This is a genomic window from Pseudoalteromonas sp. Isolate3, from assembly GCF_022398505.1.
GTDB lineage: Bacteria > Pseudomonadota > Gammaproteobacteria > Enterobacterales > Alteromonadaceae > Pseudoalteromonas > Pseudoalteromonas apostichopi.
In genome coordinates this window covers 35,676-50,431 of sequence record NZ_JAKEVN010000009.1, presented here as the reverse complement: position 1 = coordinate 50,431, position 14,756 = coordinate 35,676, and the positions used below count along the sequence as shown (strand labels likewise).

Genomic DNA, 14,756 nt, shown 5'->3' with positions numbered 1-14,756 from the left:
CATGCAAAGAGTAAGCGCTTTATTGCTGTTACTCTGCCTCTGCAACAGCCAGCATAGCTTTAGTCAACAGGCTATAGATGCCCATAACTCTAATGAAAATTTAGTCTTCATTCAGGCTAATGATTTATTTAGTTGTTTAAAATTACTCTCAGAGCAAACTGGTGAGGCTGTTTTTTTTGCTGCTGATCTGGCCAATATATCTGCCGATTTTTATTATTCAGGTGACAATGATTTAACGCGCATCATTGAGCTGATAGCAACTCACTATGAAGTTAATATTGAGCAATTAGAAGGTTCTTTAATCGTGTCTGAGTTAATAACAGATACAGATAAAAATGATGAACTAATTAATACGCCAACTCCTCCCGCAAAAAAAGAGATGCCACTTGAAGAAGTGCTCATAAGGGCTTCGTCAGTGCAGACTAAGAGAGCTCGCAGATACTTTGTTGATACTGACATGAACCCTGATGAAGCTGTGCGAGTTGAATCAATATCATTAATGAATGCCGCGAGCTTTGCGACTAATAATTTAGCTGATTCATTACTTAATGTTGCAGGCATATCGGCTAATTACGACAGTGCTGAGGCAAGACAAATTGCAATGCGAGGGTTAAGTGGTGATTTTATCCATGTTGCATTAAACGATATGCAGACCCTTGCGATACATGGCTCTTCCCTTGATAGCAGAGAACAAAATGAACGTGCGCTCGCATTTGACTTTAATGTGTTACCAAGTGAGTTATTTGAAAAAGTAGATATTGTTAAAGAGTATAGTGTTGATCAGGATAGCGCAGGCATAGCGGGCAATATTAATCTATACACGAGCAATGCTGATCAGCTTATGGATGAAGAGTCGCAACTAAATGCCATGTTTGAATACAGCCAAACAGACTTTATAGATAAGCCAACAGATCGTGGTGCATTTTCTTGGCAATATAAACGCCGGCATTGGTTTTATATGCTCAGCGGCAGTGTAAATAATAAAGCAACGCAAGAACAGGGGTACAATACTTATCGGTGGCGACAGTTAGATATTGCAAGCACTGACATTAGCCAACTTAGTGCTGAGCTACAGAAAAAGCTACAAGCGCAAGAGGTTTACTTTCCACGTGGAAATCGATATTCAGTTTGGAATAATAATATTAAACAGCAAGGGGTTACTGCTGCTGTAAATTATTATGGTGATAACTTTAGCCATAAATTTGATTGGTTATACGCAGAACTTAAGAATCAAAAGCAAGAGTATCACCTAGCAACTCGAGGGATCGGCTCTTCACCACTCGCAGTCAGTAGCGACCAGCCGAGTAAAATTACGCAGCTTGAAATTGATGAATATGACTATGTACGCTTTGCAGAATTTGAAAATGCACAGATAGCGACTGAGAGTCGACAACTAAACAAAAAAACCCAATTTTCGCAGCTCACTTGGCGTGGTGATTATTGGCTTTCTCCTAAGCTTAAGTTGAATTGGTTGTTAGGGAGTTCGAAAAACGAGTTAGACGTGCCAAAAGATGAAAAAGTATTTTTAAAAGGGTTTAGTAATTTAACAATCGACTACTCCCCTCAACTGGTTTATCCGCATAATAGTTACAGTATGGATTTACAGGCGAATAAACAATGGCACTTGGATGAAATTGATATACAGGCTAATCATTCGTTAATTGAACAACAGCAGGGCAATATACGCTTTAGTTACCAGCATGACGCAACCCTTTGGCAATTTGGTGTTCAGTATAAACGCTTTGTAGATGAACGAGTGCAAAAACAGCAGGATGACCTTTATAAAATGGAATTTAATACAGGTCTTTTAGATAGCGAACTTGATAATGAATTAAGTAAGATTATTGACTATCACAAAAAAGTATCCTGGTTAGGTGTTAACAATAGCAAGGTGGCCACGCGTTACTTAACCGGTATTCGTCTCAATAATGGCAATATTTTAGATTCGCAAAGTTTTAGTCTAGAGCGAATTAACAGTGCCGCTTGGATGCAATATGGATATCAGCAGAAAGATTACAGTGTTGATTTGGGTATGCGCATTGAGCATGTTGATGAGCAAATCCACCAAGCCAAAAAACCAGAAGGCACAAGTAATAGTTATTCACAGCCGCTTTTTTCAGCTAATTTTAGATATGCACTCTCATCTAACTGGCAAACTCGTTTAAATATAAGTGAAAATCATACGCCGCTTCCCACCAAGTACTTTAACCCAACAAAGCAGCCGTTATCAGGTATTGCTGGTTATGAAGTGAGTAATACATCACTATCTGCTTATGAAAGTCAGCAAGTTACGGTGCAGTTGTTTGGACATATTGATTCACACACTCAACTGGTGAGTAGTGTGTATGCTAAAAAGTTGTCAGGGTTAATTAACTTTCAGCAGGTTGCTGATGAGAGTCGCTTATATCAGCGGGTGAACCAAGCAACGGCGTGGGTCAAAGGTATCGATATTGATTTAACCCACCAGTTTCACCCAAATATAACACTTAATGCAGCTTATAGTTACGCTGAAAGCGAACGAGATTACCGTTTTGCTAATATGTTTAAGTATACTGGGCAGTTAGAAGGGTTATCTAAACATGTGGCTAATTTTTCAGTAGATTACCAACAACCAACATGGGGCAGCCGACTACAGCTGAGTTATCGTAGTGGTTATATTAGTGAAATAAATTACCAGCAACTATGGGTTGATCAGTTCGAAACGGGTTTTTTACCGTTTAGGCGTATTAATTGGTCTTCTTATTTTGCTTTAAACGATGTACTTGAATTAAATGTTGGCGTGAATAACCTGAGTAATGAATATTACCGAGAGTATGCAGGCCAACATCATGCTATCTACAACACCACTCAAGCAGGAAGACAGTATTATCTACGCTTTATTTTGATGCTGTAACGGCGCAATTTTTAGATTTAACGTTATTAGAAACCTGGATAACCAGTAGGCAGTGATGAGTTAAGTTTGTTGATAAAGTTCCCATCGTTAAAAGGAGTGTTCGCTTTATCAAAGCTGGTGGTATTGAATAAATATTGTAAATCAGCATTGGTTGCTCCTACATCACCTTGCATTAACTGCCAAGATGCAAGAGTTGGCGTATGCCATGCCCCAGTCCCGTTTTCTGCCACTTCTTGCGCACCACCAGGCCTAAATACGTGAGTTGATGCACCATCTTTATGATACACAATGCGCACATGTTGCTGCTCTTCGTCGTCATAAGCGTAATCATTTTTGGTAGCCGTAATCGCACCTCGATGTTTAGAGTAACTGATATGAGTTAAATTATTATTGGTTAGCCATACAATTACGTATTCCCAGTCATGGCGATGACTGAAAACATCATCAAACCATGCGTTATCTATCGCCTGATCTTTCTCAAAATACAACGCATACATGTGTGCACAATATTGAATATCGCCGTTATTTACACAGGTACTACGATGATTAGTATTTGAGTTAATTAAATCAGAGTTATCCCTGCAATCCCCTCTAATACTGCCCGTTGGCTTTAATCCGCCATTAACTTGGCCATTACGACCAATTCCAACCGATGGGTAGCAGCCATCCGTATCATAATCAAAACGAGGGGCCCACTTTTTAGCATCGCTCGTTGTGAATTCTTCAATTTTTGGCGGTGGAGCAGCTTGTACTGCCTGACAGAAAAAGGATGCACTTAGAAAAGCGAAAGTATAGATAAAGAGTGGTTTTTTCATTTTACGTTTCCTTGAGTTTAGTTTGAAAGTCCTATTAAAGAGCAAACTAAAAATGCCAAGGAGACAAATTTTATTATGAAGCTTTCATTACCAAGCTGGTTATTGCGCATGCATAGCGAGTTGCGCAAGCGCTCGATTTATATGTTTTTTTACAGCATCCTCACTTAAATCTAACTCTTTGGCTATGTGCTCTCTGCTTTGGTTGTATAAACGGCGGCGAATAAAAACTTGTTGGCGCATCGGCGGCATGTTTTTTAATACAGTCTGTATTGCTGATATTTGTTGATGCTGTGAGTAGCGCTGCTCAATACATTCAGACTCTCGGGTATCAAGCGTTTCATCGTAAGGTTCGCTTTTTTTAGCTGATAGCTTCCATGCAAAATGACGCGCGACAGTCACTGCATAGGCCAGAGGGTTATCTATTTTTTTATGTTTATCTTGTTCGATCACAGTGGCAAATGTTTCTTGGAACACATCAGCTTCATCTTCAGGCACTTTGACCCATTTACGGATTGCGGCTTTCAATTTTTGCTCGTCTTTTAATAACTCAGTTGTAATTGAAAATTCGCGTTTACTCACGGCTATATTCTTATTTTTAATTTAAAAATCTACCCTATGCTGACAGACAAATGTGACAACCAAATTAACTTTTATCGCATTATGAATAATTAAAAAAATTAATTTTTTTTTGGCACCTTTTTTACTCTTACCTTCTCTTTACGTGCATTAAGAGCTCGCTTTTAAGTAAAAAATACAGGATCGATATGTTTAGTAAAGGGTTGCAAGTTATTAGCACTATCATTTTTTTATTTGCCGTCAGCTTACCAATAAAAGCTGCAGTAAGGCTTAATCAGTTACAGGTAATTGGTAGTCATAACAGTTATAAAACAGGGCTTGATGAACAGGTAGCCAATAAGCTTGATGAATTACAAACTGGTTTTGCTGATAAAGTTAGCTATGCGCACCCGACACTCAGTGAACAGCTGGACTTAGGGCTAAGACAGCTTGAAATTGACGTACTTGCAGACAGCCAAGGTGGTCGGTATGCAAACCCTCTAAGCCAAGCGTGGACTAAAAATCCGCTTTATAGCAACGTACAAAAGCAGCAGCTTGCAAAACCAGGATTTAAGGTGCTGCATATTCCTGATGTTGATGTGAGCAGCCATTGTGTTTTATTTGCTGAATGTTTAACGCAATTAAAGAACTGGTCAAATCAGCACCCTCATCATCTACCTATTTATATTTTATTTAATGTTAAAGAAACACGCTGGAAAAACATTGCTGGTGTTCAGCCTGAGCTTTTCTCGGTATCGCATTATCAAGCTCTGAGTAAAGAGATTGCTAAGGTGCTAGGGCAAGAGAAGTTACTCACCCCAGCAAATATTAAACAGCCCTATCAAGATTTAGCCGAATCGATAAAAAGTCAGGGGTGGCCAAAGTTAGAGAGCGTAAGAGGTAAGTTTGTATTTATTTTTGATGCAAATGAACGCCAGCTTCAGTGTTTTGAGCAAGTATCAAGCCCTAATATGTTTGCTGCGTGGCCGGCTTCTCATCCAAATGCTGCTTTTCTATTGTTTAACAATCCCCAGCAGCAACACGAATTAATAACGCAAGCTGTTGCACAAGGCTTTATCGTGCGTACTCGTGCAGATGAATTTAATGCTCAAAAATCACCGCACAATCGTGCAAAAAGTGCCATTACCTCAGGTGCACAAATCATCTCTAGTGACTTTTATTTAGGTGCAAAGCAAATACCGCTGAATGCCCCTTCTGTCAGTTTTAAATTAGTGAAAAAACAAAATATTAAGCAGCCTACAAACCCGTTTGTTCGCTGTTTGAGTTCTGTCACTGATTGCCCTCTTTAACCTTTAATCGGAGAAAACCATGAAACCGCAATTAACAAAACGTTATCTAACACTTGCTATTTTAGCGGGTATAGCTAATACCAGTCCGTCTATTTATGCAGCAGAGCAAGGCGAACAGGTGCAAGATATGGAGCAAATAGTCGTAAAAGGCTTTCGTCAAAGTTTATTAAAGAACCGTGATGTAAAGCGCGACTCTTTAATGGTACAAGACAGCATTGTTGCTGAAGATATTGCTGACTTTCCGGATCTAAATTTAGCTGAATCATTGCAACGTGTTCCGGGGGTAACGATTACCCGTGAAGGTGGCGAAGGACGACAAATATCGTTACGCGGCTTGGGTCCTGATTTTACTCGAGTAGAATTGAATGGTTTAGATGTGCTGGCAACAAGTGGCAGTAGCATGGATAGTAGAGGGCAGGCTAACCGTTCTCGTGGATTTGATTTTAATGTTTTTGCCTCTGAACTATTTAGTCAAATTGATGTAAAAAAGTCATTCTCGGCAAGCATGGAAGAAGGTGGCATAGGCGGTACAGTTGCGCTGCGCCCAAGTAAACCTTTTGATTACGATGGTCTTAAAGGAGCGATCTCTGCTCAAGTAGGATCTAACTCGATGGCGCATGGTACCAGTCCACGCTTAGCTGGGTTGATCTCAAATACGTGGGATAACTTTGGCGCCTTATTCTCATTAGCCTACTCTAAGCGCGATACAATGGAGCAAGGTACAAATACGTATCGTTGGCGTCCTCTTGATGGGGCAGGCTCTGACTTGAGTGCTTTAGATCAAGCAACACAAGATAAAGTAACCAATAAAGAACTGCGATTTGCGCGTGGTAATCGTTACTCAGCATGGGAAAATGAACAAGAGCGCTTGGGGATTACTTCCGCTTTTCAATATAAAGCCAGTGATAATTTATCTTTTGATTTAGATATTTTATATGCTGAACTTAACAATGATAAAAATGAGCACCATATAGCAACGCGTGGCGCAGGGTTAAGTGGTTTGGGGGGGTCTACAACCGCTGGTGGACAAACAGTTGGTGGTGCTGTGGTCAATGAACTGCGTTATAACGAGAACGGTGAAGCTGTTTACACGGATATTAGTAATGTCACGTTAGCAACAGAAAGCCGTGTACAACAAATGGATACCACCTTTAGCCAAGTATCATTTTTAACTCATTGGCAATTAAGTGAATCTACAGCGCTGAAGTTGCTACTAGGTCATTCTGAGAATGAATTTACCATTCCTGTCAGTGATAAAGTGTTTTATGAAGGTTTTGGCAGAATGACCTCTGATTATGTACAAGATCGGTTTTACGCTAAGCATACTTATGATTTTGATACAGCCTCAATCGATAATTGGAAAATGCACGAGTTTGATCTTGATGAAAGTGAGCAAAACTCTAGTTATGACACGATTAAACTCTCGTTCAATACGTTTGTTGGTGATACTGGCGAATTAAAGTATGGCGTATCAAATAAAAAATTTAGCTCTGACGGTAAAAGCTACCAAGTTAAAGATGCACTAAAAGGAGAGTTTGAGTCTGGTGCAATCGATAATACCTTAGATGCGAGCTTTTTCAGTGTTTATAGTGGTCATGACAAAGCAAGCTGGGCTGCTGCAAATGTAGGCAAAACACAAGACTATTTCGCTGTAAACCCTGCTCTAACGGAGCAAGATTTACAGATCAATAGCATCTACGATTTAACCGAAGAAACCCGAGCAGCATGGCTTGAGTATCAATGGCAAAATGATTTTTTTGGCGGTAATGTTGGCCTGCGTTATGTGAAAACAGAAGTTACTTCAACAGGTTATATATCAACAGGCAGTGACAACGTAGAAACTCAGGCTGAACAAGATTATGCTGAGTTGTTACCTTCATTGAACGTAGTTTGGTATGCCGCAGAGGGTGTTCAATTCAGGGGGAGTATTAGTAAAAATCTAACACGCCCATCTTTAGCCTCACTTGCTATTTCAGGGTCTGTTAACACCGATAAGCTAGAACTAAGTTCTGGTAATCCAGGGCTTTCACCTTATGAGTCAATAAACTACGACACTGCAATTGAATGGTATATCGATGATGCGGGTTTTGTCACAGCAGGTTTATTTTACAAAGATATTGATAATTTTGTAATTGGCAGTAGCACTAAAATGCCCTACGGTGAAACCGGTTTTTCAGAAGCATTATTAGCACCAGGACAAACCGCAGCCACGGAGTTTACTTATTACACTAGCGTAAATGGTGAAAAAACAAGTATTCAAGGTTTAGAGTTAGGCGGTCAATTAGACTTTACCTTCTTACCTGCGCCATTTAACAATATGGGGGTGATCGCAAACTACACTTTTGCTGATGGCGATATGGATTACTACGATAGTGATGAATACTTTGCTACTAAAGCGTTCCCCGGTTTATCTGAGCATTCAGCAAATGCTACGTTATATTACGAAACAGATTTGTGGGGGATGAGGGTATCGTCATCATATCGTAGTGAGTACTTAACAGAAATTGCGTCGCCATCGGATTCAGACCAAGACGAAGCTGGTTTTCATGGTACGACGTATGTGGATTTTTCAGCGTTTTATAATATAAATGAAAAGTTAAAAGTCACTTTTGAAGCAGTTAACTTAACTAATCAACGTGAAGAGCAATATAGTGACTCAGACGATCGTTTGTATAACACCACTGAGTTTGGCTCCACTTATTACTTAGGGATAAACTACCAGTTGTAGTTAATATTATGACAAGCCGGCTATTTAGTCGGCTTTGTTATTAAACATTATAACGTGTTGTTAAATATGAATTTTTATATTGGCAATATAGTAATAAAGCAAAGGTTGTTGATTGAGGGTACAATGTGGGTACTTCTATAATAAGAAACATTACATAAAGCCGGTGCCTATCCAGTACTTTTTACAATTCTTCCTTCAGGACACCGTGTTTTTCTTGTTTAAGTACATTTAAAATCACTAATCCCTACTTAACGGCCAATAAATACGCTAAAATCGCAGGCTATTTTTAGTATTGAGCCTACACCTTTTATGACCTCAACCGCAAACTCTAGCAATTTCAACGAACTTGGCCTTATTCCAGAGCTACTTGCTCGATTGGCGGATCTTGAATATACCCAGCCAACACCTATTCAAGCAAAAGCAATTCCAAGCATTTTAGCGGGTAGTGACTTAATTGCAGGAGCAAATACAGGTTCAGGTAAAACAGCGACATTTGCTCTGCCTATGCTGCAAAAGTGCTTTTTAGATAAGGGACTTAAAAAAGCACAAGGCAAAGGTAACTTTGTATCAGGGCTTATTTTAGTGCCAACCCGAGAACTCGCGGTGCAAGTGGCCGATAGCGTTAAATCGTACTCTGCAAATTTTAATGGTGCGATTAAAACTGTCGCGGTATTCGGTGGTGTGTCGGTGAATGCGCAAATGCAAGCATTGCGAGGCGGTGCCGATATTATTGTGGCAACCCCAGGGCGTTTACTTGATTTGATTTCAAGCAATGCTATTAAGCTTGATAACGTAAACACCTTAGTGCTTGATGAAGCAGATCGCATGTTGAGTCTTGGTTTTACCGAAGAACTTGCTGAGCTATTAGCACTTATGCCCGCTAAAAAACAAACAATGCTGTTTTCAGCGACGTTCCCAGATCAAGTTAAGCTATTAACCCAAAAGCTGTTAAATGACCCTGTAGAAATACAAGTTCAAAGCAAACAGGAGAGTACTCTAGTACAGCGTGTATTTACCGTAAATAAAGGTGAGAAGACCACTGTTTTAGCGCAATTAATAAAAAACCATAAATGGCGCCAAGTGTTGATTTTTGTGAATGCAAAGAAAGATTGTGTGCACTTGGCGAGTAAGCTTGAAAAGCGTGGTATTAATGCGCAGGTATTTCATGGTGATAAGGGCCAAAGTGAACGTACTCGCGTAATCGAAAAGTTTAAAAATGGCGAAATTGAGGTGTTAATTGCCACTGATATTGCTGCTCGTGGTTTAGATATTGTTAAATTGCCTGTAGTGATTAATTTTAATTTACCGCGCAGCCCTGCCGATTACATGCACCGTATTGGCCGAAGTGGCCGCGCCGGTGAAATTGGGTTAGCGTTATCACTGATTGATTACGAAGACTTTCATCATTTTAAAATTATCGAAAAGAAAAATAAATTACGTTTAGAGCGTGAAGAAGTGGCAGGTTTTACCGTAAACCAAGCAAACCTCGATGCCGCTAAAGCACTTAAAAATGATAAGCCCGTAGCAAAACCTGCGGGAACAGGTAAGAAAAAGAAAAAAAATAAAGCCAACCAAGAAGACGATGTTTGGAGTGGCTGGAAGAAACATTAAAAACCCTAAAAAACCCCGCATCTTTGCGGGGTTTTTACTTTTTAACAACCAGTTAAGAATTAAAAGTCAGTCGGTGCTGGTGGCACGGTGAGAGGCTTTTTCGGATTGTCTTTTAGCTCTTTTAAAAGCTCTTCTACGGCACGTTCAATCGATGGATCTTTACCTTGGTAGATTAGCTCTGGGCGGTCAACTACCTTGATATCAGGGGTGACACCTTCGTTTTCGATGATCCAGTTGCCATCGTTATCTAAAATGCGGAATGTTGCCGCGATAACTTGGCCGCCGTCGACAAGACTTGGGTTACCCGAAATACCAATTAAACCACCCCAAGTACGGGTACCAATGAGCTTACCTAACCCAGCTTGACGGAAGTAGTAAGGAATAGCATCACCGCCAGAACTTGAGTAACCATTGATCAGCATGGCTTTTGGACCATCATGAGCAAATTGTGGGGTTTTAGTTGGCTCAACTCCACGGCGTTTCCAATAGTTAAGCGGTTTACGGGCAAGCCAAGTGATCATGTGTTCAGGAATAAAGCCGCCGCCATTGTATCGGTCATCAATAATCATGGCGTCTTTGGTGGTTTGCGGCATGTAGTTTTTAAACATGGCGCGGTTACCTTCGTAGGCTGTATTTGGTAAGTGAACATATCCAATACGACCATTTGATAGCTTATCAACGTAGGCTGCACGAGAGTTAACCCAGTCTAAATAGCGCAAGCCTTGCTCGCTAGCTACAGGCTTAACGGTAACTTGCCATGCACCTTTGCTGCGCGGCTTGCTGTTAAGGACTAGCTCAACTTGCTCGCCTTGCGTGTTCTCTAGTAATTCGTAGAAGTTAGCTACGTCTTTTACTGAGCGGCCATTTACGGCAATGATGAAGTCGCCGTTATGCGCTTTTACCCCTGTTGTGCCAAGTGGTGAGCGGAAGTCTTCATGCCAGTTTTCACCTTGGAAGATTTGCTCAATTTTTACGTATCCTGATGGATCGCTGGCAAGTTTTGCACCCAATAAGCCGTGCTTTTTACGCTCTGCTTTAGGCATATCACCCGACTGCACATAAATGTGGCCTGAGTTTATTTCACCTGCGATTTCACTGAGAATGTAATCTAGGTCACTACGGTGTGAGATAGCATCAGCCATAGGTTGATACTTGGCTAAAATTGCGTCCCAATCTTGGCCGTGATGGTTTTCATCGTAGAACCAATCACGCAATGTACGCCAGCCTTCAACATACATTTGTTGCCATTCAATCTGTGGCTCAATTTTTAAGGTTATCTTACTAAGATCTAGCTTATTTGCTGCTAGGTCTTGTTTTGCTTTTGGCTCAATTAAGCTGTAATCGTTACCCGCATGCACAAGCAGGTGTTCACCGTTGCTTGAAATAGTGTAGCTGCTTACCCCTTTAGCCACAGTTTCAAGCTCGCTGTCGTGAGCTGTGCCTATTAATTGTAGGCCGCCATTAGCCAGTGTTAGCACGCCATCTTTGACTGCCGTTAAACTGCGATAATCCCCTGCTGGTGCATTTAAAGCGGTTACACGTTGCATAAAGTCGCTGCTTTGCAGGGTATTTTTCGCTTTCTTGTCTTCATTTTTTTGTTTATCGCTGACGATCGCTGTTTCGTCACTTTGTAGCGCGATAAGCGGTTTGATACTGTCATTTACGGCAGCGGCATAAATACGCGTTGCACGATTAAACATGTAGTCAAACTCATAGCTGCTGAAGGCTAAGTTAAAGTCGCGCTCAGAACTAAAATACAGGTATTGGCCATCAGGAGAGAAAGTTGGGTTTTGCTCATTGGTCATTTCATCCGTTAAGCGAGTCACTTTCTTTTTATCAATATTGTAGTGCCACAGTGAGGCATAGCGGTTTTCATTGTTTTTCACAAACACAATGTCTTCGCTATTTGGCGACCAAGTATATTGGCGAATGCCTTCTTCATCGTAGATGCTGGTATCAATTTTGTGTTGTTTACCCGATTTTGCGTCTATCCACCAGAGTGTGTGGTTCTTATCTGCAAATAACAGCTTTGAGCTATCTGGTGACCAAATTGGCGTAAAGCGCCAAATAGTTCCATTGCTGGTTAGCTGCTTGGTGGCATTATTTTTACTGCGATCTTTTAAGTAAATTTCGTATTCGCCACTTTCATCGCTCATATAAGCAATATAACGACCATTTGGCGACCAACTTGCGTCAATTTCGCGGCCTTTTGCTGTGTAAGATAAGTTACGCGTTGGGCCCTGTTTAACTGGTACGCTAAATAGCTCACCGCGGGCAGTAAAGAGCGCACGTTTACCGTCATGAGAAATCGACATTGAGTCGATAAAGTCGCTGACATTTTTTGTGTACGGCATGGCATATTGACGCACACCAGCAATGTTAATGCTCAGCTTAGTGCTTTTTTGAGTTTCTGGGTCAAAGCGATAAAGGTAGCCACCATTTTCATAGACAACAGCATTAGGGCCAGCTGATGGCCACAGTACGTCAAAGTCTTTATGGTTGGTTAGTTTTTTCGGCTCAGCGCCTTTTTGGTATTGATATAGGTTAAGGGTGTAATCACGATCAGATACAAAGTAAATGTTATCGCCAACCCAGGTTGGTTGCTGATCGGTAGCGCGGTTACTGGTTAGCTGCTCTGAGGTATTGCTTTTTAAATCGTAAACCCAGACATCTTGTGCACGACCGCCACGGGTGCGCTTCCAAGTACGAAATTCACGGTCAATTGGCGTGTAAACATATTTACTCCCATCTGGCGAAAGCATACCGCCGCCCGTTTCTGGAATAGCTAGAGGCTGTTCAAGGCCACCGTCAGCAGGCACCATGTATGGACGACCCATACGCTTACCCCACGGTGTGCGATTAGCACGAAATACCACATTTTTGCCATCTGGTGTCCAATCGAGAACACGATAATCAAAACCGCCGCGTGGTGGCATTGGGCCAACATCGTTGTAGTAAGTCAGTTGTTTTAAGCCTGAGCCATCGCTGTTAATGACATAAATTTGGCGGCTGCCATTGTACTCAGCCGCAAAGGCAATGCGTTTACCGTCAGGTGAAAACTTAGGGAAGGTTTCAAAGCCAATATGGTCAGTTAAGCGTTTGCTCTCGCCTGTTTGCGTATTAGCAATGTAAATATCGCCACCGTAAACAAAGGTAACATTTTGATTATGAATATCTGGAAAACGCAGTAAGCGCGTGTCTTTAGTTTCGTAAGCTGATGCCCAAGGTGCCAGTGTCGCAGCCATGGCCAGTGCCAACGTTGTTAGTTTTTTCATGGGATTACATCCTATATTGGGAACTGTTACATCATAACCATTAAGGCTTAAATAGCGATGCAGTTGCGATGAAAGGTCTGTTACAAAATATGAATAAAAAAGGTTGGCAGTAAATGCCAACCTTTGCGAGCTATGTCATACCATAAAACATAACTTCTTAGTGGTCGTGATCATCACTTTCTTCTGCGATACCTAACCAAGTGATGGCGCTAGGTGCAAAGGTCAATTCAAGATCACCTTCAATTTCAAGGTCTTCGATATGTACTTTTAGTACGTGCTGAGCAATCGGATCAGCAACGTAAGCAAACTCACTATTTTGTGACACAGTCATGCTGAAGCTTATGCCTTCTGGCATCGTTGTTACATCTTCTTCAGTAATATCTACTTTACCTGCAAGCTCCCAGTGCATGTGGCCGTCGTGCTCATGGGCTGCAAGCACGTTTAAAAAGCCTAAGCTATCAAGAACCAAAAAGTGCTCACCGCTTCCTGAGAATGAGTAAGAAACAGCGCTTGCGCCTTCATCAAGTTGCCACTCTAGGGCTTCCATTTCAGCTTCGCTCGGATTGATGCTCACAAAAACTGCGGCTCCGCCACCATGACCAGATGCAACACCAATAAAGCTGTTGCTTGATTCATGACCATATAAAGTACCGATTCTTAAATCGCCAACCGCTTCAATATTTGCGATTTTTTCTGCATGGTATCCATCGTCATGCTGGTGTGCTACCAGAACACCGTCGCCACAACCAAATGCTACATAATCATGGTTTTGCGCTGCACCGTGTAAATCAGGGCAGGTAACTTCAATTGTTTGTTCAAGCTCATATTCACCATCATGTAGATGGAAAACACCAATTTGATCCGGCAGGATTTTCGCATTAGAAGTGCTTTCGCTATTAGCGCGTCGCAAGGTTGCAATTAGGTGCTCGCCACGTGGCTCTGCAACACCATGCATATTGATGTCGTACTGAATACCAGTAAGTGTTGTTGTTTCGTTTGCAATGTCGTTATCGGTTAATACTTCTACTGAGGCAACGGTACCTGTATCGGCATTACCATCGTAAAACACGGCCATTTGGCCATCATGTTTAACGATGTGAGTAGGGCGACTGCCGGTTGTTAGCTCATAGTTACTAAATGCTGGGCCTTGTTTATAGTCATGTAAATGGTCGCCATGATTTTCGCGCCATAAACCGCTATCAATAAAGCCTAAGTAATCTTGGCTGCGGTTAGCAATAACTGCATAACGGTAGTTTGGTGAAACATTTAGTGAGCTTGAATCATGGATAAGCGAAAACGTTTCTAGTAATGAGTCGTCATCTAAATCAAAGATATTCGCTTCGTTGCTTTCAGCTGCTAAAACCGCTAAACGGCCCATTGAGTCAATGGTATAACCGTCATCATGATCGTGATCATGGTCATCACCACTGTCGTCAGGAACCTCGATAGGGTCTTTCTCAACAATATTTGTTTCTGCGTCACCACATGCGGTGATCAGGGTGCTACTAATTGCCAGTGCCAATAGTTTTAATCTAAATAAGTGTGTCATGTAGGTTTCCTTTATTTGTA

Annotated in this window: 8 protein-coding genes; 4 read left to right on the top strand and 4 right to left on the bottom strand. The window is 41.3% G+C overall.

The window, feature by feature from the left end; translation table 11 throughout:
- The first annotated feature begins 1 nt into the window (after nt 1).
- Nucleotides 2-2,893 carry a TonB-dependent receptor plug domain-containing protein gene (locus tag L1D46_RS03670; RefSeq protein ID WP_239976817.1) on the top strand — a complete coding sequence of 964 codons (2,892 nt, stop codon included), beginning with the start codon at nt 2-4 and terminating at the stop codon, nt 2,891-2,893.
- Between the two features lie 26 nt (nt 2,894-2,919).
- On the opposite strand, the gene L1D46_RS03665 is transcribed toward L1D46_RS03670, so the two are convergent.
- Nucleotides 2,920-3,708, bottom strand: a complete 789-nt coding sequence (locus tag L1D46_RS03665) for an NPP1 family protein (protein ID WP_239976816.1) — start codon at nt 3,706-3,708, stop codon at nt 2,920-2,922.
- 99 nt (nt 3,709-3,807) lie between these two features.
- Nucleotides 3,808-4,287 (bottom strand): sigma-70 family RNA polymerase sigma factor, encoded by a 480-nt coding sequence (locus L1D46_RS03660; protein WP_239976815.1) that lies wholly within the window; start codon nt 4,285-4,287, stop codon nt 3,808-3,810.
- Nucleotides 4,288-4,472: 185 nt separating this feature from the next.
- On the opposite strand from L1D46_RS03660, the gene L1D46_RS03655 reads away from it, so the two are divergent.
- From L1D46_RS03655 to L1D46_RS03645, 3 genes are all read left to right on the top strand, one after another.
- The gene (locus L1D46_RS03655; protein WP_239976813.1) at nt 4,473-5,573 is read left to right on the top strand and encodes a Ca2+-dependent phosphoinositide-specific phospholipase C; all 1,101 of its coding nucleotides are present in this window, start codon (nt 4,473-4,475) and stop codon (nt 5,571-5,573) included.
- 19 nt (nt 5,574-5,592) lie between these two features.
- On the top strand, nt 5,593-8,301 hold the full coding sequence (locus L1D46_RS03650; RefSeq protein WP_239976811.1) for a TonB-dependent receptor: 2,709 nt from the start codon (nt 5,593-5,595) through the stop codon (nt 8,299-8,301).
- A 309-nt stretch (nt 8,302-8,610) separates the two neighbouring features.
- Nucleotides 8,611-9,912 carry a DEAD/DEAH box helicase gene (locus L1D46_RS03645; RefSeq protein WP_239976810.1) on the top strand — a complete coding sequence of 434 codons (1,302 nt, stop codon included), beginning with the start codon at nt 8,611-8,613 and terminating at the stop codon, nt 9,910-9,912.
- A gap of 59 nt (nt 9,913-9,971) precedes the next feature.
- Here L1D46_RS03645 and L1D46_RS03640 read toward each other — a convergent pair whose 3' ends face one another.
- Together L1D46_RS03640 and L1D46_RS03635 are read right to left on the bottom strand one after the other, a co-directional pair.
- Nucleotides 9,972-13,187, bottom strand: a complete 3,216-nt coding sequence (locus tag L1D46_RS03640) for a S41 family peptidase (RefSeq protein ID WP_239976809.1) — start codon at nt 13,185-13,187, stop codon at nt 9,972-9,974.
- A 157-nt stretch (nt 13,188-13,344) separates the two neighbouring features.
- Nucleotides 13,345-14,736, bottom strand: coding sequence for a 5-methyltetrahydrofolate--homocysteine methyltransferase (locus L1D46_RS03635; RefSeq protein WP_239976808.1), 1,392 nt, complete (start codon nt 14,734-14,736; stop codon nt 13,345-13,347).
- Nucleotides 14,737-14,756: the final 20 nt, after the last annotated feature.

Excerpts from the sequence above, each read along its gene's own strand:
- L1D46_RS03635 (WP_239976808.1), bottom strand. The coding sequence starts at position 14,736 with ATGACACACTTATTTAGATTAAAACTATTGGCACTGGCAATTAGTAGC.
- L1D46_RS03645 (WP_239976810.1), top strand. The coding sequence starts at position 8,611 with ATGACCTCAACCGCAAACTCTAGCAATTTCAACGAACTTGGCCTTATT.
- L1D46_RS03640 (WP_239976809.1), bottom strand. The coding sequence starts at position 13,187 with ATGAAAAAACTAACAACGTTGGCACTGGCCATGGCTGCGACACTGGCA.
- L1D46_RS03655 (WP_239976813.1), top strand. The coding sequence starts at position 4,473 with ATGTTTAGTAAAGGGTTGCAAGTTATTAGCACTATCATTTTTTTATTT.
- L1D46_RS03670 (WP_239976817.1), top strand. The coding sequence starts at position 2 with ATGCAAAGAGTAAGCGCTTTATTGCTGTTACTCTGCCTCTGCAACAGC.
- L1D46_RS03650 (WP_239976811.1), top strand. The coding sequence starts at position 5,593 with ATGAAACCGCAATTAACAAAACGTTATCTAACACTTGCTATTTTAGCG.
- L1D46_RS03665 (WP_239976816.1), bottom strand. The coding sequence starts at position 3,708 with ATGAAAAAACCACTCTTTATCTATACTTTCGCTTTTCTAAGTGCATCC.